The following is a 17,579-nucleotide window of genomic DNA, read 5'->3' as shown; positions in this document are numbered from 1 at the left end:
CTACAAAAGGATCAGCCGTTTACCACGGGCGTAAGGATGGGGGTTGGTGAACACACCACGACATGCCTTGCGCCCCTCGTCAGTGCGACGTATAGATTCTGGGGGGTCATAAGCTCAGGATGCAGGACAACCGAGACATCCGCCTCCAGCCCCTTGAGAAGTAATGTGCTGCCTACAGAGCGTCTTGCGATCGGTCGGGCAAGGTGTCTATTGCGCTCTCGCGCTTGAATGGCTGCACTCAGAAAGTCGGCAGCACCTCCCACCACCGCTTGCATTGCAGACCGGCAGCAGTACAGAACCTCCGGTCGGTATACACGTGCCCCGTGCTGCTCAGCGAGCGTATCGATCACACGGAGCGCTTGCCCCAATGTTGGCGCTGCTACGAAATCGATCGCCGCAGCCTCGGCCGCGGTCGGAGGCGTTCGGGCCCTTCCTGCACGCAGCGACTCCACGCGCGTTCGCAGGTTTGCTGCACCTACCCCCGTCATTACGCTGGAAGCAAACTCCACAAGTTGTGCCAGAGCATTGGCACCCTGCAAGTCAAAGTTCCTGGCGAAGTTGACGAGATCTCTCAGGTCGACGGCTTCTACGGCCATGGCACCGGGTGTCTGGCTCGTGAGCTGATGGCGACCTTGCACGTTGATGGAGTCCCCGATGATGAGGACGCTACCCTGAGCGTTGGGAGCTTCGGTTCTCGCGGCCACCAGTCGCTGCTGAACTTCGGTTCCGGCGTTTAGCTGCACCCAACGCACTTCTGCTGGAGCCGTGCGCAGATCCACCGGCTGACCAGCTTGAAGTTGTTGCCTTATGGCGAGCAGCCACTGCCCGAGGTTCTCAGCTCCAGCCAGCCGCCAGCGCCACGGTATCCTCAACTCTCCCGCTGCGGGAAACAGGGGTTGCACCTCATTCGCCCAATGCACCAGTCGATTGCCACGGAAGCTGAATATGGCTTGCATCGGGTCACCGAGCACGCAGGTCGGAAGCACCTGGGCCAAACCAGACACGATGGCGTGCTGGACGACGTTGCAGTCTTGGTACTCGTCGACAAGCAACCGTGCATAGGTGGCGCGAAGGGGCTGAGCGAGGTGACCGGCCTGCAACAACTGCATGGCGGCCTCCCGAATTGCCGGGTAGTCAGTATTGGGTTGATGCAGCTGTAGGATCTGCGGGTTATGGCCGCTTCGCGCTGGGAACTTAGCGATCAGGCGCATCGAGAATCCGTCAATGGTGGAGACTCGATATGCGGAGTTAGGAACACCGGCTCGTCTCAGGCGCGCCCGTAAGGCCGCAACGCCGGCGTTCGTATGTGTCAAGACGAGGATGGGTTTGCTCTGCGTATGCGCGATGAGCGTCTCGGCAATCAATTGCGTTTTTCCACAACCTGCGGGGGCCGTTATGGAGCCACGCTCGATAGCGAAAAGATCAATCTCAGGGGGCACTTGTAAACGTCCAGAGCTGATTCGTGACTGCCATGAAGCCCGGTTCGGCGTTCTGTAAAGACGGACCGACGATGTCCCTTGCAACCTCCTGATAGGTTGTCAGCGACTTGAACCAGCCGCTGTTGCGGATACGGGATGCGGTTCCCAGCAGCTCTCGTCTCTCAGGTGAGTACCCATCCACGAGTCGCTTGGCTCGGATATCGTTCAGCGTCACGCGGCCTTGGGACTTCGTCTGAATGTGTGCGTTCATCAGCTCTGCACCCACTATTGTTTCGGCTTTCGCCAGAAGTGCATCGAGTGCTTGCTCACTGAGATGGCGGAAGATCTCGTCCTCCAACGTGAGGCCTGGTCGCCATGTAAGAATTTGCCCGCCGGCGGCCAAGAATGCTTCAGCGAGCCCCGCGGTCGAAGGCTTGTCGGCATCTACAAAAACCATCACGCGGTAACCCAAGTTCAGAAGTGCTGTTCCCCGGATAAGACTGTTATCGGGGCTTCCCCCGCCGGCGTCCACATACGCGCCGCCATGGGCCAGGAATGAGGTAGCGCCAAGACTGACCCACCATTGGTCAAGGCCACGCGCGAAGCCAACCTCGCTGGCCCCCTCGCAAACGATGATGGATTTGGCGAGGAATGCTTCGGGGTCCTTCCGAAGGGTACTTTGTACCTCGTTGGCTTCCCCAGCTGGCATAACACTGTGGCGCTGAGGTGCTGACCGAACAACGAATAACTGGCTGCCGGACAGCTCGCGCAGCGCGACCGGCGAGTGCGTCGTCATGAACACTTGCAACGGAGCGGCAGCGTCCTTTGCACCCAGCGAGTCCAGGAATCGCATGAGCCGATGAGGTTCAAGCCCGTATTCCACCTCATCAACCAGGGCAATTGGCGCGGTGCTGGCCGCAGCCCTTTGAAGCCCCGCCACTAGCAAGCGTGACGAGCCCGTGCCAAGGGAGCGCAGCGGAATACCTGTTTCACTGTGCAGCGCGATCGCCCCCTCGCCAATCGACACAGAATGTGCGTCAAGGAGCGCCTGAGGCATAGCCCCGACCGAAACGCCAAGATGCTGTGCTGTGCGTTGCACGACCTCAAGCGTCTGGGTCAGATGTTCGGCTGCTTGATTGCCAAAGTTCGCTCTTGCTTGCCTAGCGGCGCGCGCCAGTTCAGCACCAAGCTCGGCGCGCTCATCGGTAAGTCGATTGAGCACTGAGCCACGACTCCACGACAGGTTCGAGCTCGCAAAGCTGCCGATACGGGCGGGCGCTAGTGCCGCTCGTTCTTTCCAGGGAAGAGTGCGTTCAAGTTGCTGCTGCTCCGCGCGCTCGGAGAAAAGTGTCCAAACAGGCTCCAAATCGGCACCAACTTGCAGACGCAAGGTGATGACGGTCTCCAGCCCCGCTCGCGGTTCGTCTTCGACTTCCCCCGTACCGGGATGGAATCCACGCAAGAACTCGCCGTAGACATCGATATCCATCAGCGATAACGGCAGATCGCCAAGCGCCACGCTGATGGTGATGGGTACATCGACGTTTAATGCGAAGAAGTCCATGTCGCCGAACGTGCCGCCTCGGCGGGCGCCGACGCAAAGGTCAATCGCGTCCAGGATGCTGGACTTCCCACTGTCACCCGGACCAATGAGGCAGTTAATTCCGGGGGCCGGCACCCAGTCGAGCGCCTGGATAGACCGGAAGTTGCTAATTTGCAGTCGGCGAATGCGGGCCACGGAGAATCCTCATGGGGTAACGACTGTCAGTCTCCTACTCGCAGCGGGAACGATCCATAGAACGTCCCCTCGTCATCAGGTGATGCGACTGATAGGTCAAGTTGCAAGCTACCGTACGGTATTTTCCGGTCAGATGCGCATTTAAAAAATCGCCCTGCAGGTAGGCACATCGTCTTGTCTAGCAGACTAGCCAACGTCCGTTGCTTTCAACCTAAGCGCATTGAAAACCACCGAGGCTGAACTGACGCTCATTGCCAGAGCAGCGATCAAGGGCGACAGAAGATGTCCTGTCAGCGGATACAGCAGCCCGGCCGCTAGCGGGATTCCCATCGCGTTGTAGAGGAACGCAAAGGCGAGGTTCTGCCTCATGTTTTTCACGGTTGCCACTGACAGGGTGCGCGCTCGCAGGATGCCCATCAGATCTCCCTTGACCAGCGTCACTTGGGCGCTGTTCATCGCCACATCGGTACCGGTGCCCATGGCGATACCTACGTCAGACCTGGCCAGGGCGGGCGCATCGTTGATGCCGTCACCCGCCATGGCGACACGACGGCCATAGCCCTGCAAATCGGCGACCAGTTTCTCCTTATCCTGCGGTTTGACCTCACCATGCACTTCCTCGATTCCGAGCTGCTTCGCCACGGCTCTTGCTGTGGTGAGGCCATCGCCAGTGGCCATGATGACCTTCACGCCAGCGTTCTGGAGTTGAGCAACAGCCTGTTGGGAGGTCGGTTTGATTGGATCGGAAACGGCCAGGAGACCCGCCAGGCGACCATCGACGGCCAGATAGATGATGCTGATGCCCTCCAGGCGCAGTTGCTCTGCACGGTTACGCAGCGGAGTAATATCGACGCCCGCCTCCTCCATCAACGCTGTGTTCCCAAGCTGCAGTTGATGGCCATCGACCTGTCCGCGTACACCAATACCTGAGCCAGATTCGAAGGTCTCCGGTTTCACCAGGGCAAGACCCTGTTCACGCGCATGATCGACAATGGCATGCGCCAGCGGATGCTCGCTGCCCTGGTCGAGGCTTGCGGCCAAGCGCAGAACCTCGACCGAGTCGAACGGCCCGGTTCCCTCTGCACTATGAAAGGCCGGCCGCCCCTGCGTCAGTGTCCCGGTCTTGTCGACGATCAAGGTGTCGATTTTGCAGAGGTTCTCGATAGCGCTGGCATCGCGGAACAACACACCGCTGCTGGCGGCCTTGCCGGTCGCGACCATGACCGACATCGGCGTTGCCAAGCCCAGGGCGCATGGGCAGGCAATGATCAGTACGGCCACAGCGTTGATCAGGCCAAATACCCAACCTGATTCCGGCCCGAACACCCCCCAGCCAAAAAATGTCAGGATCGCGATCAGGATCACCCCCACCACGAAATACCCTGCCACGGCATCGGCCATACGCTGCATGGGCGCCTTGGAACGCTGGGCCTTAGCCACCATCTGGACGATCTGCGACAACATGGTTTCGGCGCCCACCTTCTGCGCTTCCATCACCAGGCTGCCGTGGGTGTTCAGGGTGGCACCGATGAGGGTATCCCCTGCCCGCTTGGTGACGGGCACCGGCTCGCCGGTGAGCATCGACTCGTCGACAGCGCTCTCGCCCTCCAGCACGGTGCCATCCACCGGGACTTTTTCGCCCGGCCGGACACGCAAGTGGTCACCCTGATGGACGTGGGTCAGCGGAATATCTTCTTCCTGGCCGTCAGGCCTGATGCGCCGGGCAGTCTTGGGGGCCAATCCCAGCAGTGACTTAATGGCGGCAGAGGTCTGCGAGCGGGCTTTGAGTTCGAGCATCTGGCCCAACAGCGTGAGCGAGATGATCACCGCGGCGGCCTCGAAGTAGACGCCGATGCGTCCATCCTGAGCGAAGGCCGCCGGGAACCACTGCGGCACCAGGGTGGCTGCCACGCTGTAGAGGTAGGCGGCTGCAGTTCCTAATCCGATCAGGGTCCACATATTAGGGCTGCGTTGCCGGATGGAGTCTATTCCGCGAGTGAAAAATACCCAGCCACCCCAAAGCGTCACGGGCGTTGCCAGAACCAGCTCAACCCAGTTCTGGGATGTTCCATGGAACAGCTGCAAGGAATGACCAGCCATCGCCAGCACGGTCACGATGACGGTCAATGGCAGGGTCCACCAGAACCGTCGCGAAAAGTCTTTCAGCTCCGGATTTTCTTCGTCCTCCAGCTCTGGAATGACGGGTTCGAGCGTCATCCCACAGATCGGGCAGTTGCCAGGGCTCGGTTGGCGAATCTCGGGATGCATCGGGCAGGTGTATTCAGCCCCCAGTCCTGCCTGAGTTGAGTACTCTGGCGGAGCGGCATGCTGGTGGTGCCCGGCATGCGATTGATGGCTCATGTACTGATGAGGGGCTGCCTGGAACTTCTCCTGGCATTTTGTACTGCAGAACCGATAGGCCCTTCCCTCAAAGTTCTCCTGGTAAGGACTATCAGATTTGACCTCCATGCCACACACCGGATCGCGTGGGCTCTCTGGATGGCCGTGCGAGTGATGTGCATGGCCCTGGTCATGATGGCAGGAGGTCTTTTGCATTCGAGTTACTTCCTATCCTCGTCCTTGGAAACTGCGGCTCCGCTGGAGTGGGAGTGCCCGCCATGATTGTGGCCAAACAGATGCATCAGCGGGCATAGCAGCAGGATGAGGTATGGCAAAGCCTGCGAAAGATGACCGTAATGCTCGCGCGCGACATAGAAGATGCCGATTACGGCCAGCATGATCAGTGCGATGCCAATCTTGCTCTTCCAAAAAGGTGGTTCCGTAGTGCCAGTGTGGTGCGTGTGATCCATGACAATAGCCTCGGTTCAATGACCATAGAATCAGCATAGGTTGCTCTGGCCAGGCAGAGTTGACGCGTATCAATGGAGTTCAGCGTACGGTCACCTTACCGACCATTCCCGACTGATAATGTCCTGGAATATTGCAGGCGAACTCCAGATCAGTAGCGTCGGAGAAGGTCCAGATCAGCTCTTCGCGTGCACCTGGCTCGACCAGAACGCTGTTGGGATCGTCGTGCTCCATGCCGACCATCTTCATGCCGCCCATGGCGTGGTCCATTTTGCTCATGTCATGCGCTGCAGTCGGGGACAGCGTGCCGTTCTGAAACATCGCGGCCATCTCTTTCTGGTGCGCGGCATGGGATGCCGCTTTGCCAAGATTGAATTCGTGTAGCAGTGCACCGTCATTTTTCAGGACGAAGCGAACTGTCTCGCCTGCTTTGATCTCCATTGCTTTGGGTTCGAAGAAGATGTCCCCCATCCGGACTTCGATGGTGCGATCTACTGCCTGACCGTCTCCCGGTTGCCCAATACTGTCTTTCTTGTGGCCCGGGCTGGCCAGCGCATTGGCAGCACTGAGCAGCAAGCCAAGGGTGGTGATTATGAAAGCGGGTCTGAGTTTCATGGTGTGCCTCTGAGGTGTTGAGGAGGGATGAGTCCCGATGCTAATGAGGTGCAGCTGGCGGTACGCTGACGTGAAAACTACATCGCATTAAGGTTCGTCAGATCGGTGCTACCCAGCTCGCGGCCAACGGGTAGCACCGATGCCGGACTAACGCAGAGCAAACTCACCGACCATCCCCGCCTGGTAATGCCCAGGCAATGTACAGGCGAAGCTCAAACTGCCCGCCTTAGGGAAGGTCCACACGAACTCTTTGGTTGTGCCGGGCTCGACGAGAACCGCGTTCGGGTCGTCATGCTTGGCTTTGATGACTTCCGGATAGCCTGGAGGGTTGGAGTCTCCCATGCCATAACGCTCATGCCAGACAATGCGCTCGGCCATGCCGGTCGGGGTCAGTGTGCCGTCCTTGAACAAGGACGCCATCTTGCGCTGGTGCTCCAGCTGGGACGCTGCCTGCCCGATGTTGAACTCGTGCATCAACGCGCCCTCGTTCTTCAGAACGAAGCGCACGGTTTCACCTGGCTTCACATCGATCGTTTTCTGGCTGTAGTTGATGTCGTCCATCTTTACCAAGATGGTACGAGTCGCTGGCGTCGCCTGGGCCTGCTGCCCAATGCCATTGCTACTGCCGCCGACCTCGGCAAATGCCGGAAAGGTGGTGCTGATGAACAGAGTGCTGATCAGCAGTTTAAGGGGTAAGCGTTTCATGGTGAGACCTCGAGATGGGTGCTGGAAATCTCATGCTATTCCCCGCTTGCTGCCAGGCCGCTGACCCCAAAACTACAATTGCGTCAGCTGGGAAAAAGCACGGCGCCATAAAGGCGCCGCTAGGCCAAAGGAGCAATCACGGAAGGCCTGGAAGATGGGAAAATCCTTATCGATGGCACTCTTTGTCGGCCATCATTAGCTTGTGCTCGCGGATCATTTGAGCCAGCACGTCGTCTACCAGCTTGTCATGCTTTTCCATCCAGGCCAGATGCTCTTCGGCAGACATGTTTGGCGCGGGATGTTCGTTGTGCAGCTGGCTCATGATGTCTTCGAGCATGTTCATATGCTCCTTCATGTGCACATGCCGCTCGCCGACCGGGGCCTTCTCCGCCTGGATCAGCACGGCTTCTGCTTTGTCGCGCATCTGCTGGATGCGCTCGAATACACGGTCGCTGCCCCCTTCGGCCCAAGCCATGGAAGACAGCAGTAGCGAACCAACCAGAAGCAAAGGTTTCAGCGATTTCATGGGCAGTCTCCATCAGTGCAAACTATGGCCGGCACCTCTGCTTTTGGTCTGTCGAGGGCCGAGAGCACAACCTAGTACTCATGCTTGCACCCTAGACAAGCCACCCTGTCAGTGAGCTGAAGTCAGAATTACATTTTCGTAAGCTTCTGGTTGGGGCCGCGGTTTGCCTGCAAACTCAGGCCACCCGACTTTTGGAGTCTGCACACATGAAACTACTGGTAGCTGAAGACGAACCCAAAACCGGTACGTACCTCCAGCAAGGTCTCACCGAGGCTGGGTTCAATGTCGACCGGGTTATGACCGGTACAGATGCCCTTCAGCATGCACTTAGCGAAGCCTATGACCTGCTAATTCTGGATGTAATGATGCCTGGGCTGGACGGTTGGGAAGTGCTGCGCATGTTGCGCGCAGCAGGAAAAGACGTCCCCGTACTGTTCTTGACGGCACGCGATGGTGTGGAAGACCGCGTAAAAGGGTTGGAGCTGGGTGCGGACGACTACCTGATCAAGCCATTTGCTTTCTCAGAGCTTCTGGCCAGGGTCAGAACGCTGCTGCGTAGAGGCAATGGCTCACCCACGCAAACAACGATGAAAATTGCCGATTTGGAAGTCGATCTGATGAAGCGTCGCGCCATCCGCGGCGGTAAACGAATTGACCTGACCGCGAAGGAGTTTTCACTGCTGGAACTGCTACTGCGCCGGCGCGGCGAGGTGCTCCCGAAGTCGCTGATTGCCTCTCAGGTTTGGGACATGAATTTCGACAGCGACACCAATGTCATTGAGGTTGCGGTACGCCGGCTACGCGCAAAAATCGATGACGATTTCGATCTCAAGCTGATTCATACCGCCCGCGGCATGGGATACATGATGGATGCTCCGGAGTGAATATGAAGCACCTTTCGCTGACCGCACGCATGAGCCTGATGTTCATGTCCGCGGTAATTGCAGTCCTGACGGTAGCAGGGCTGAGTTTCAATATGCTCAGCCAGCACCACTTCAAGATGCTGGATCGGCAGGCCCTGGTGGAGAAACTCGAATCCGCCAAACATATCCTCAACAATGCTCGCGGTGAAGCGAGCCTTTCGGAAGAATTACCGCAGTTGCGAGCTTTGCTGGGAGCCCATCAGGATCTGGCCGCCACTATCCTGGCCAGTGACGGTTCTGTACTGTTTTCCGACCCCAGAGCAGTCGAAGTACCTGAGCGTTTCAGACGTGCAAATGAGCAGAGCATGTGGGAGTGGCAGAACGGCCAACACATGTACCGTGGCATGACGGAGCAAATCTCGGTGGCCGATCAGGCTGAGCCGCTCACTGCGTTGCTGATTCTTGACGTCACCAATCACACACACTTTTTCGACACGCTGCAACGATGGTTTTGGATTGGATTGGTCATCAGCGCCCTGTTCAGTGCCGCACTCGGCTGGGTGGTTGCTCGCAGCGGCCTTAGGCCTCTGCGGCAAGTCACTCATGTGGCCTCCGGGATGTCCGCTCGCTCGTTACAGGAGCGAATCCCTCTCGAACCAGTGCCGCGGGAACTTCAGCAACTGGTTCTCTCCTTCAATGCGATGTTGGCTCGGCTAGAGGATGCCTTCGTTAGGCTCTCCAATTTTTCGGCCGACATTGCCCACGAGCTACGAACTCCAGTCAGCAATCTGATGACCCACACCGAGGTCGTGCTGAGTAAAAAACGCGATATCAATGCCTATGAGGAGAATCTGTACTCCAACCTGGAGGACTTGAAGCGCATGTCTCGGATGATTGATGACATGCTGTTCTTGGCCAAGGCTGATAATGGCCTGATCATCCCCGAGCAGGCCAGGATCGAACTGGCTGACGTAGTCTTCAAGCTGTTTGACTACTACCACCTTCTGGCCGAAGAGCGCGGCATTGAGCTATCGCTCACAGGCAAAGGCCAAGTGCTGGGAGATCGGCTGATGCTTGATCGCGCGCTATCCAACTTGCTGTCCAATGCGCTGCGCTACACGCCGGCGGGACAGACAATTTCGGTTCTGATCCGCGAGACAGAGGACTCCACTACCTTCAGTATCGAGAACCCAGGGGACACAATCAGCTCAGAGCATCTAGAGAAGCTCTTCGACCGCTTTTACCGGGTTGACCCCGCTCGGCGGGAGGGCAGCCCGAGCAACGCCGGGCTCGGGCTTGCAATCACCCGATCCATCATTGAGGCTCACAAAGGCCGCATCTGGTGCACCTCAGCGGCTAGCCTCACGGGCTTTCACATCGAATTGCCCCATCCCAGATAATGCCGGTCTGGCGGTAAGTAGGCTACAGCTAACCGCTAGCCCAACTTGACAGGGTGGGTGCAGGTGCAACTCGACTGAGCGCAGATTGCATTCGCCATCCAGATAGGTAACGAGCGGTGAGCTGACACAAGAGCACCCCATTCGCTCTCGGGTAGCAGCTCATGAAGTTTGGAAACTGCATCCCCCGCGCTTGCCTCGCCAAGCCAAACCAATGCTCGGATGGCGTCCCCCGCTCCAGTAGCGCCAAGAGCCATTAACCATTGAGGCGCATGCCGAATCGATACGGTGGACTTGCCAACCTGAAGCTCCCTAGAACGTCCGGTGGTTAGAAAGACATACCGAATAGGAACCTGCGTTGTCAGCCCCCATTTGTTTGCGGCGCTAGCCCCAGTGGCGACTATCAACTCACCCCGCACGTTTGCCAATGAGCGGACGACCGTCTCAGGTGCCGGTGCGCGCACGCCGAACCGAGTTTCGACTGCTGCAACATAAAAGCCCCGAGCAACGCGAAACAGCATTCCACCCTCGACCAGTCGAGAGAACCCTCGCTGCACAGCATGTCGATTCCCCTGCTGCAGGAATCTGCCTGGTGTCAGAATTTCACCCTCTGGAAGCTGTTGAATGATGTCCAGGATTTTCTCGGGAAGAGTCTTCATTGGCCGGCCAGAGCAGATGAAATCGATGCAGTTGGTCATCGAAGACTGGGATGGCGACGGAGCTATTTCACATTCCCGACGAGGTGCTCCAAGAGCTCGGTGTCGACGTCGGGGACAGCCTTTTCCTCATTGAGGTGTCGGTACCGCCCGCTGTTTTGTGCTCAGTAAGTCGCCACAGATCCCAGATCGGGTAGATGAGCTTGTGAGCACCTGGGAAGCCTCCGTTCCAAAGCCCCCAGTAAAATGAATTGGTTTTGCAATCCCCTGCAGCTACTCTATGTCTGCAGCCCAAGAGCTTCCTCTCCCGGGCGCTGTACCGGTGATGAAACTTGGTTCGAGGCGGCCTCTAAGGCCGCCTTTATCATTTCTGCCCCGCCGAGCGATATGCCTAGCCTGTAATTGAGGAGCTGAAGACTGGTCCCAAAGCCCCCAGTGGCAAGGTCTCCGACTGCTCTTCTATTCGCCCTGCCAGAAACACATCGTCCTGTGTAGGGAAGTGCCGCAAAAGGAACTTGGCATCTCGCCGCACCTTTTCAGGCAGGCTGCTATCTCGGGACAGTTCAACGAGAAAGTCTCGAGTCATTATCACCGCGCGAGAGCGCTCGTTCGGCATTGTCATTTCTGTCTCCATTGGAACCACGACTCCTCTGGCAGCATACGCCTGGGTTCGTGATTGCCCATACTGACGCAGCCAGACGCAGAGCCAAAGCCCCAAGATATCTTTTCCGGAAGCAAGAGCAGCGGCTCAGTCAGACCGGCAGTCCGTACTCAATGGCAAGCATCACCTGGCGTACAGCTCGACCGCCGACTTCGGTGCTCAGCAGGGAAACGGGTTGCACATTTCCTAGCGCAATATTTGGCGACGTGAGCCAGCGAGTCGCTGCGGCTTGATCTGATTCCAAGACACTCATCAGCACGTCGACAAGATTCGCCAGTCGACAAAACGCATCGCCTTCTGCTGAAGTCATGAGGGAAGCCTCTGGAGCGATGCCGATCCAGCCTGCCACGACGCAGGCATCAATACCCGACTCCTCCGCCAAGCGCGAGGTTAGCTCAACCGGGAGTCCTGTTATGGTCGCCTGGTGCAGGCTCTTATGGCTGTGGGGCAGCCCAAGTCGCTCGATAAGACTTTTCATCATGCCAATCTCTGGTTGTGATGTTGGCACCTACCCCGACATTGGTACTGGTCGAGTATTCACATGAAAGCTGCCAGTCATTTGCACAGCCGCCAGCATTCAGTTGCACGCATAACCAACAGGCTTTCGTATCGTCCGGTCCTAGGTCTTGCACGCTTGGCCTCTGTTGACTGCTACCCTACCGCCGTAAGCGGACAGCGCAAATCAGACGTCCAGAACGAATTCTATAATCGCTCTATAATTGACTATAAAAACCTATAAACCCCATCCTAGAGCAGCCTAAGCAACCCAGGATGCTTCATCGCGAAGCCGATAAATTCCTTGCACTGGCGCATGGCCCCAACCAATACAATCGTAGCTATCCGGGCTAGAAGAAGCGAGGTGAATGGTTGTTTTCTGCCAGAGGGTCCTACCACGCAAGCCTTCAAAGACATCAGGATGCAGCGTTTGCATGACCAATGCTGCCGCAACGCGCCTGCAAACTCACATATGGCCGGCCAGCAGCGTCCTGTAACGCACTCCTGCGGGAGATTGAGGCCGTCCACCCCCTCTGTTTCACGACATCCGCCGGCGCAGGGCCTAGTGGCAGCCCCATCGGGGCTGCCTGGTAAGGGGTCAGATGACCCGCTTGATGCTGATGTAGTCGCCCTGAGTTCGCAGGGTGACGGTCACCGGTTTGCTAGTGCGATTACGCCAGAACCAACCGTGCTTGCCATCGAATGCGGCCTCCAGAACACCTGTATCTTCTGGCGTTGAGCGTCCCTTCCCGTAGCCGTGATAGAAGTCGCGCGGCGCGTTGTAAGGATCGCCGTGGGTATCGTAGTTAACGACGCCGCCATTGGCAGTCCAGCTGTAGTTCACCTTGGCACCTTGCTTCATTTCCAGCTTCACTTCGGCGCCCTGGTTCGGGCTCAAGGTGATGCTCATTTCATGCTGCAGGGCAGCCTGCTCAGGCGCAGCCGGTTGCTCCGGAGCGGGAATGACCTCGGCAGGAGTGGCCGGGGTAGTGGCAGGGGCTGCAGGTGCTGCGGCGATATTTTCAGCTGGCAGCGGAGTTGGCGTCTGAGCTGCGGCCTCATCGGCGCGGGCCTCTTCAGCCAGCTGGATCTTCACCTCACCCATCTGTGTGAGACCCAGTGCTCGGCCCACGCCAGTGGGATCGATCGCATACTCCGAAGGCATCACCACGGTAACCAGAAGCACGCAGGCAATGATTGCCGCGATGATCGTGGAGCGCAGTAGCTGTGCTGTCGAGGGGAGTTCGTTGAGGGTCGGAAGCTTGGTATTGAACATAAAAAGAATTCCTTACTGAGAGACGATCAGGCCGGTGATCTGGTAGCCCATGAGCAAGAAGCCGGCGCTCATCATGGCAACGTTGGCGGTGTAGGCATGGCGCCAGAAGCTGGCAGTACGTCGCCAGTAGCCCATCAGAATGAGAATGCCGCCAAGGGCCAGTAGCTGGCCGATCTCGACACCTACGTTGAAGGCAATCAGGTTGGCGATCAGGCCATCAGGAGAAATCTCGAACTCCTGGATCTTGGTGGCCAGACCGAAACCATGAAGCAGGCCGAAGATCAGCGTTGCTGCGCGGCTATCGGGCTGGTACCCAAACCAGCGCTGGAAGGCGCCGAGGTTATCCAGGGCCTTGTACACGACCGAAAAGCCGATGATCGCGTCGATCACATACGAGCTGATGCTGATGTTGCTAAGCACTCCAAAGAGCAGAGTGATCGAATGGCCAACTGCGAACAGCGTGACGTACAGCCCTACGTCCTTCAGACGGTAGAGAAAGAAGATCACGCCGAACAGGAACAGCAGATGGTCGTAGCCGGTGATCATGTGTTTGGCACCCATGTAGATGAAGGGCACCAACATCACGCCGGTACTTTCCTGGATGAAGCCCTTGTCTCCTTCGGGAACTCCGTGGGCCAGCGCCTCAGGCATGACTGCCATCAGTAGAGCGAGGGTAAGCAAGGGCAGAAAGAGTGATCGACGCAGGCGTGCGATCAGCGCCGTTGCCCTGCTTAGGGGAAGCGAATTCATAACGATTTCCTAGGCTGTAGTGGTCTGGGGCCGCGAGGCGGCCGGTTTCAGAGCACGAACCTAGAGCGTGGTGGCCGTTCGATCAGGTAGATCGGCACTTCAGGGACAATTGCCCGCAACGAGCTGGGAGGGGTTTCCCGCTCGGGGCGTGACAGTAGTGTCAACGCCGACCCGAGATAGGGGATCTCATGGCTATGGTCAGCTGCATGTTTGTGGCTCGGGAATGCCGGCGCGTCCACGTCATGGGAATGACCATGGGACACAGCGCCAGAGTAATCCCCCGGTATCAGCGGTGCTTTGATGGCGGCCAGCGAATGCCCTACCCAGGCCAATAGCAAGGCCAGTATCAATGCGATAACGGGTTTCTTCGAGGCACTACGGCGAGCCATTTTCCTATGTCTTGCAGCTTGCAAAGGACCAACAGGGTCGTTTGACCGTATCCCCCCGGGGGGGATAGGATGCGAGCGTAAATCATCGAGGCATAGGACTCAAGGCATGAGCGATCACGAACACAGCCATGGCCACCGACACCAAAGCCACAGCGATGTCATGAAGCGCCTGAAACGCGCCGAGGGCCATCTGCGCAGCATCATCACCATGATCGAGGATGGCCGTGAGTGCGTGGATATCGCGCAGCAGCTGCATGCCGTGGAGAAGGCCGTATGCCAGGCCAAGCGCACTCTGATTCAAGATCACATCGATCACTGCCTGGAGCACACGATGGACGCCCTCGCTATTGGCGAGCGCACCTCCCTTGAAGACTTCAAGCAGATCACGAAGTACCTGTAGGTATCACCATGTCGAGCTTTGCCGAATTGCTGCAGCAGGGTGCGTCTCACGCCTGGCTGTACTTCCCCAGCGCCATCCTCCTAGGGGCATTGCATGGCCTGGAGCCAGGCCACTCGAAGACCATGATGGCGGCCTTCATCGTAGCCATCCGCGGCACCGTGAAGCAGGCGGTATTGCTGGGGCTGGCGGCAACCATTTCGCACACCGCGGTGGTCTGGCTGGTGGCCATGGGCGGCATGTATCTGGGCCAGAACCTGAATGCTGAAACGACTGAACCCTATTTCCAGCTCGCGTCCGCCGCGATCATCATCACCATCGCGCTCTGGATGCTGTGGCGAACCTGGCGTGGCGAACAGATGTGGCGTTTCGAAGAAGGTGATCATGCGCATGATCACCACCATGACGAGCTTCGCCGAATCGATACCGGACACGGGCGAATCGAACTCTCGATCTTCGAGGAAGGGGTTCCCCCGCGCTGGCGTCTGCGCACTCTGACTGGTCACTCTTGGCCAGCAGAAGACGTGAATCTGTCGACGACGCGTCCTGATGGGACAGCTCAGCTGTTCCGCTTTGTGCATCGCGGCGAATACCTGGAATCGGTCGCGGAAATTCCAGAGCCTCATCAGTTCACCGCGCGTCTGAGCCTTGGCCACGCGGGCCATTCGCACGACTATGACCTCGATTTCCATGAGCACGACCACGGCCACGACCATTCCGATCTGCAGGGCCTGGAGCTGTCGCTGGAGGGATACCAGGATGCCCATGAGCGAGCCCACGCCAACGACATCCGCAACCGCTTCAATAACCGCAACGTCACTACAGGCCAGATCATCCTGTTCGGCCTTACCGGAGGACTGATCCCCTGTCCTGCCGCGATTACGGTGCTGTTGCTATGCCTGCAGGTGAAGGAAGTCGCACTCGGGGCTGTTCTGGTGCTGTGCTTTAGTGTCGGCCTGGCGTTGACGCTGGTATCCGTCGGCGTAGCTGCTGCGGTGGGCGCTCGCCAGGCCTCCAACCGGTGGCCATGGCTGGGAGCGGTCGCGCGTCGCGCGCCCTACCTCTCGAGCATGCTCATTATTGGGGTCGGTATCTACGTCGGTGTTCATGGCTGGATCGGTCTGACCGCCTAAATGCGGGAGCTATCAGGCTACCTGGGCCTACTCCTCGCGGCCTTCAGTGCCGCGACTTTGATCCCTGCACAGTCCGAGGCAGTGCTCACCGGCCTGCTGATAAGTGGCAACTACTCGGTGGTCATGCTGTTGGTGGTGGCTACGGCAGGAAACGTTCTGGGTTCCGCGCTCAACTGGCTGCTCGGTCTCTACATTGAGCGCTATCGGCACAGACGCTGGTTCCCGGTCAGTGACGACAAGCTGGCCCGCGCGCAGCGGGCCTACCACCGCTACGGCCGTTGGTCACTGCTGCTGAGCTGGGTAACGATCATTGGCGACCCGCTGACCCTGATTGCCGGTGTCATGCGCGAACCCTTCTGGAGCTTCTTTCTGATCGTGCTGCTGGCCAAGGCGGCTCGATACCTGGTGCTCACCGTGGTGACCCTCGGGATCATGGGGTAATGCGCTCGACCAGCCTGGATCTCGTCAAATGGCTCGCCATGCTGACAATGGTCATAGACCACCTGCGCTATCTCTGGCCCGAAGCAACAGCATGGCTTTTCGTGGTTGGACGCTTCGCCTTTCCGCTGTTCTGCCTTGGCATCGCCGCCAATGTGTCGCGTTCCCACCCAGGAGATCTGTACAGCGAAAATAACTTTCGCTACTTGAGTTGGATTCTGGCCTTCAGCCTCATATCCGAGATGCCGTATCGGGCGCTGTCCGAGATGAGCAATACGCTGAATGTGATGCCGACACTGATGTTGGGGCTCATAGTTGCTTGGAGCGTCCATCACAGCGATCGTACAGGCTTGGTGCTGGGGCTATTCACGCTGACCGTTTCGATAGTGCTGCATGATCGGCTGATGTACGGCGCGTTTGGCGTCCTGCTGCCGGCGACCATGGTGCTGGCAGTGCAGCGCCCCTGGATTAGCTGGCTCATACCTGCAGTCTTCAGCGTGTTGGCCAATAGCCGTGACGGCTGGATCGGAGCTGGTCCCTTTGGCACCTGGTGGGCCATGGCCACGACCTTTGCGGCTCCGCTGGTTGGCCTGTGGCTATTGCGGCAGAAAATCACCCAACACATATGGCCAGTGGGGCGCTGGGGTTACTACTTCTACCCCGGCCATCTAGCGGTGCTGGCGTTGCTTCGTGTGGCTCTCTGACCGATCGATCAAAATTCCCTTGCTCAATGCAGGCCTTTTGCCATAATCCGGAGCGTGACCTAGATCACATATAAGAGCCAATCGAAACGGAGTTTGAACATGAAGAAGCTTTCTGCCGCCCTGATCGCCACCGTGATTGCCCTGTCCTCCGCCGCTGCCATTGCCCATAGCGGCGGTACCGACTCGAAGGGCTGCCATACCAACCACTCCACAGGGGCGTACCACTGCCATTGATTAAGGCAGCGCTGGTCGCCTCTCGCGAGGCGGCCAGAACCAGATGGCTAGACCAAATCGCACACCGGCTGCTTGGCTTCACGCCACCCTGCAAAGCCGTCGACGAGATACCGCGCATCCAGTCCCATCGCCCAGAGAGTAGCGGCACACCCTTGGCTGATTTCATGCCCATGCGCGCAGTAAAGAATCACGGGGCGATCCCGTGGCACCTGATCCTTCCAGGAAAAAAGCAGTTCGGGGTCCTGCCATTTCGCGTTGGCGATCTGTGCCCCGTCGGCGTTGCGCACGATGGCTCGGCGCACATCGAGCAGCTCAAAGCTGCGACCTGCAGCCTGCCACTCAGCGAGCTCGCGAATCGATATGCGCTCCATAACCC

At 58.2% G+C, this 17,579-nt stretch carries 20 protein-coding genes and 1 pseudogene; 8 read left to right on the top strand and 13 right to left on the bottom strand.

Annotated features, from left to right (window positions below):
• Positions 1-11: 11 nt before the first annotated feature.
• The 7 genes from N7333_RS03530 to N7333_RS03500 all read right to left on the bottom strand — a co-directional run bounded on the left by N7333_RS03530 (position 12) and on the right by N7333_RS03500 (position 7,810).
• Positions 12-1,439 carry a UvrD-helicase domain-containing protein gene (locus tag N7333_RS03530; protein ID WP_033725463.1) on the bottom strand — a complete coding sequence of 476 codons (1,428 nt, stop codon included), beginning with the start codon at positions 1,437-1,439 and terminating at the stop codon, positions 12-14.
• On the bottom strand, positions 1,429-3,156 hold the full coding sequence (locus N7333_RS03525) for an ATP-binding protein (protein ID WP_279858487.1): 1,728 nt from the start codon (positions 3,154-3,156) through the stop codon (positions 1,429-1,431). The genes N7333_RS03530 and N7333_RS03525 overlap by 11 nt, the downstream gene beginning before the upstream one ends.
• 186 nt (positions 3,157-3,342) lie before the next feature.
• On the bottom strand, positions 3,343-5,712 hold the full coding sequence (locus N7333_RS03520; protein WP_279858486.1) for a heavy metal translocating P-type ATPase: 2,370 nt from the start codon (positions 5,710-5,712) through the stop codon (positions 3,343-3,345).
• A gap of 5 nt (positions 5,713-5,717) precedes the next feature.
• Positions 5,718-5,966 (bottom strand): DUF2933 domain-containing protein, encoded by a 249-nt coding sequence (locus N7333_RS03515; protein WP_009686142.1) that lies wholly within the window; start codon positions 5,964-5,966, stop codon positions 5,718-5,720.
• 79 nt (positions 5,967-6,045) lie between these two features.
• The gene (locus N7333_RS03510) at positions 6,046-6,579 is read right to left on the bottom strand and encodes a cupredoxin family protein (protein WP_092375364.1); all 534 of its coding nucleotides are present in this window, start codon (positions 6,577-6,579) and stop codon (positions 6,046-6,048) included.
• 147 nt (positions 6,580-6,726) lie between these two features.
• A complete protein-coding gene (locus N7333_RS03505) occupies positions 6,727-7,284 on the bottom strand; it encodes a plastocyanin/azurin family copper-binding protein (protein WP_003139550.1) in 558 nt (185 codons plus the stop codon).
• A 166-nt stretch (positions 7,285-7,450) separates the two neighbouring features.
• A complete protein-coding gene (locus N7333_RS03500) occupies positions 7,451-7,810 on the bottom strand; it encodes a co-regulatory protein PtrA N-terminal domain-containing protein (protein WP_003246763.1) in 360 nt (119 codons plus the stop codon).
• 206 nt (positions 7,811-8,016) lie between these two features.
• On the opposite strand from N7333_RS03500, the gene N7333_RS03495 reads away from it, so the two are divergent.
• Both N7333_RS03495 and N7333_RS03490 read left to right on the top strand, forming a co-directional pair.
• A complete protein-coding gene (locus N7333_RS03495) occupies positions 8,017-8,694 on the top strand; it encodes a heavy metal response regulator transcription factor (protein ID WP_004374688.1) in 678 nt (225 codons plus the stop codon).
• A 2-nt stretch (positions 8,695-8,696) separates the two neighbouring features.
• The gene (locus N7333_RS03490; RefSeq protein WP_012018612.1) at positions 8,697-10,073 is read left to right on the top strand and encodes a heavy metal sensor histidine kinase; all 1,377 of its coding nucleotides are present in this window, start codon (positions 8,697-8,699) and stop codon (positions 10,071-10,073) included.
• Positions 10,074-10,108: 35 nt separating this feature from the next.
• Here the strand turns inward: N7333_RS03490 and N7333_RS03485 are convergent, their stop codons facing one another.
• On the bottom strand, positions 10,109-10,729 hold the full coding sequence (locus N7333_RS03485) for a DUF6088 family protein (RefSeq protein ID WP_279858485.1): 621 nt from the start codon (positions 10,727-10,729) through the stop codon (positions 10,109-10,111).
• Positions 10,730-10,745: 16 nt separating this feature from the next.
• Here N7333_RS03485 and N7333_RS03480 point away from each other — a divergent pair.
• Positions 10,746-10,976: pseudogene (locus N7333_RS03480) on the top strand (AbrB/MazE/SpoVT family DNA-binding domain-containing protein).
• A 141-nt stretch (positions 10,977-11,117) separates the two neighbouring features.
• On the opposite strand, the gene N7333_RS03475 reads toward N7333_RS03480, so the two are convergent.
• The 4 genes from N7333_RS03475 to N7333_RS03460 all read right to left on the bottom strand — a co-directional run bounded on the left by N7333_RS03475 (position 11,118) and on the right by N7333_RS03460 (position 13,908).
• Positions 11,118-11,342 carry a BPSL0761 family protein gene (locus N7333_RS03475; RefSeq protein ID WP_306303623.1) on the bottom strand — a complete coding sequence of 75 codons (225 nt, stop codon included), beginning with the start codon at positions 11,340-11,342 and terminating at the stop codon, positions 11,118-11,120.
• 136 nt (positions 11,343-11,478) lie between these two features.
• Entirely contained in the window at positions 11,479-11,868 is a 390-nt protein-coding gene (locus N7333_RS03470) for an antitoxin Xre/MbcA/ParS toxin-binding domain-containing protein (protein ID WP_279858484.1), read from the bottom strand.
• A 612-nt stretch (positions 11,869-12,480) separates the two neighbouring features.
• On the bottom strand, positions 12,481-13,158 hold the full coding sequence (locus N7333_RS03465; RefSeq protein ID WP_033985546.1) for a hypothetical protein: 678 nt from the start codon (positions 13,156-13,158) through the stop codon (positions 12,481-12,483).
• Positions 13,159-13,170: 12 nt separating this feature from the next.
• Complete coding sequence (locus tag N7333_RS03460; protein WP_279858483.1) at positions 13,171-13,908, bottom strand: HupE/UreJ family protein; 738 nt, start codon at positions 13,906-13,908, stop codon at positions 13,171-13,173.
• A 495-nt stretch (positions 13,909-14,403) separates the two neighbouring features.
• Here N7333_RS03460 and N7333_RS03455 point away from each other — a divergent pair, with 495 nt between their 5' ends.
• The 5 genes from N7333_RS03455 to N7333_RS03435 all read left to right on the top strand — a co-directional run bounded on the left by N7333_RS03455 (position 14,404) and on the right by N7333_RS03435 (position 17,203).
• Complete coding sequence (locus N7333_RS03455) at positions 14,404-14,697, top strand: metal-sensing transcriptional repressor (RefSeq protein ID WP_279858482.1); 294 nt, start codon at positions 14,404-14,406, stop codon at positions 14,695-14,697.
• A gap of 8 nt (positions 14,698-14,705) precedes the next feature.
• Positions 14,706-15,827 carry a nickel/cobalt efflux protein RcnA gene (locus tag N7333_RS03450; protein ID WP_033985550.1) on the top strand — a complete coding sequence of 374 codons (1,122 nt, stop codon included), beginning with the start codon at positions 14,706-14,708 and terminating at the stop codon, positions 15,825-15,827.
• Positions 15,828-16,268, top strand: coding sequence for a DedA family protein (locus N7333_RS03445; protein ID WP_279858481.1), 441 nt, complete (start codon positions 15,828-15,830; stop codon positions 16,266-16,268).
• Positions 16,268-16,969 carry a conjugal transfer protein TraX gene (locus N7333_RS03440; protein WP_279858480.1) on the top strand — a complete coding sequence of 234 codons (702 nt, stop codon included), beginning with the start codon at positions 16,268-16,270 and terminating at the stop codon, positions 16,967-16,969. The genes N7333_RS03445 and N7333_RS03440 overlap by 1 nt, the downstream gene beginning before the upstream one ends.
• 99 nt (positions 16,970-17,068) lie before the next feature.
• Positions 17,069-17,203, top strand: a complete 135-nt coding sequence (locus tag N7333_RS03435; protein ID WP_021489078.1) for a YHYH domain-containing protein — start codon at positions 17,069-17,071, stop codon at positions 17,201-17,203.
• Between the two features lie 47 nt (positions 17,204-17,250).
• On the opposite strand, the gene N7333_RS03430 is transcribed toward N7333_RS03435, so the two are convergent.
• A complete protein-coding gene (locus N7333_RS03430) occupies positions 17,251-17,574 on the bottom strand; it encodes a rhodanese-like domain-containing protein (RefSeq protein WP_033985556.1) in 324 nt (107 codons plus the stop codon).
• Between the last annotated feature and the right edge of the window lie 5 nt (positions 17,575-17,579).

Source organism: Pseudomonas sp. GD04158 (assembly GCF_029834875.1).
Classification (GTDB): Bacteria; Pseudomonadota; Gammaproteobacteria; order Pseudomonadales; family Pseudomonadaceae; genus Aquipseudomonas; species Aquipseudomonas hydrolytica.
This window is presented reverse-complemented; position numbering and strand designations above follow the sequence as displayed.

Bases quoted from the DNA above. Each gene is read 5' to 3' on its own strand.
- N7333_RS03520 (WP_279858486.1), bottom strand. From the start codon at position 5,712: ATGCAAAAGACCTCCTGCCATCATGACCAGGGCCATGCACATCACTCG.
- N7333_RS03515 (WP_009686142.1), bottom strand. From the start codon at position 5,966: ATGGATCACACGCACCACACTGGCACTACGGAACCACCTTTTTGGAAG.
- N7333_RS03510 (WP_092375364.1), bottom strand. From the start codon at position 6,579: ATGAAACTCAGACCCGCTTTCATAATCACCACCCTTGGCTTGCTGCTC.
- N7333_RS03505 (WP_003139550.1), bottom strand. From the start codon at position 7,284: ATGAAACGCTTACCCCTTAAACTGCTGATCAGCACTCTGTTCATCAGC.
- N7333_RS03500 (WP_003246763.1), bottom strand. From the start codon at position 7,810: ATGAAATCGCTGAAACCTTTGCTTCTGGTTGGTTCGCTACTGCTGTCT.
- N7333_RS03495 (WP_004374688.1), top strand. From the start codon at position 8,017: ATGAAACTACTGGTAGCTGAAGACGAACCCAAAACCGGTACGTACCTC.
- N7333_RS03490 (WP_012018612.1), top strand. From the start codon at position 8,697: ATGAAGCACCTTTCGCTGACCGCACGCATGAGCCTGATGTTCATGTCC.
- N7333_RS03485 (WP_279858485.1), bottom strand. From the start codon at position 10,729: ATGAAGACTCTTCCCGAGAAAATCCTGGACATCATTCAACAGCTTCCA.
- N7333_RS03475 (WP_306303623.1), bottom strand. From the start codon at position 11,342: ATGCCGAACGAGCGCTCTCGCGCGGTGATAATGACTCGAGACTTTCTC.
- N7333_RS03470 (WP_279858484.1), bottom strand. From the start codon at position 11,868: ATGATGAAAAGTCTTATCGAGCGACTTGGGCTGCCCCACAGCCATAAG.
- N7333_RS03465 (WP_033985546.1), bottom strand. From the start codon at position 13,158: ATGTTCAATACCAAGCTTCCGACCCTCAACGAACTCCCCTCGACAGCA.
- N7333_RS03460 (WP_279858483.1), bottom strand. From the start codon at position 13,908: ATGAATTCGCTTCCCCTAAGCAGGGCAACGGCGCTGATCGCACGCCTG.
- N7333_RS03455 (WP_279858482.1), top strand. From the start codon at position 14,404: ATGAGCGATCACGAACACAGCCATGGCCACCGACACCAAAGCCACAGC.
- N7333_RS03450 (WP_033985550.1), top strand. From the start codon at position 14,706: ATGTCGAGCTTTGCCGAATTGCTGCAGCAGGGTGCGTCTCACGCCTGG.
- N7333_RS03445 (WP_279858481.1), top strand. From the start codon at position 15,828: ATGCGGGAGCTATCAGGCTACCTGGGCCTACTCCTCGCGGCCTTCAGT.
- N7333_RS03440 (WP_279858480.1), top strand. From the start codon at position 16,268: ATGCGCTCGACCAGCCTGGATCTCGTCAAATGGCTCGCCATGCTGACA.
- N7333_RS03435 (WP_021489078.1), top strand. From the start codon at position 17,069: ATGAAGAAGCTTTCTGCCGCCCTGATCGCCACCGTGATTGCCCTGTCC.
- N7333_RS03430 (WP_033985556.1), bottom strand. From the start codon at position 17,574: ATGGAGCGCATATCGATTCGCGAGCTCGCTGAGTGGCAGGCTGCAGGT.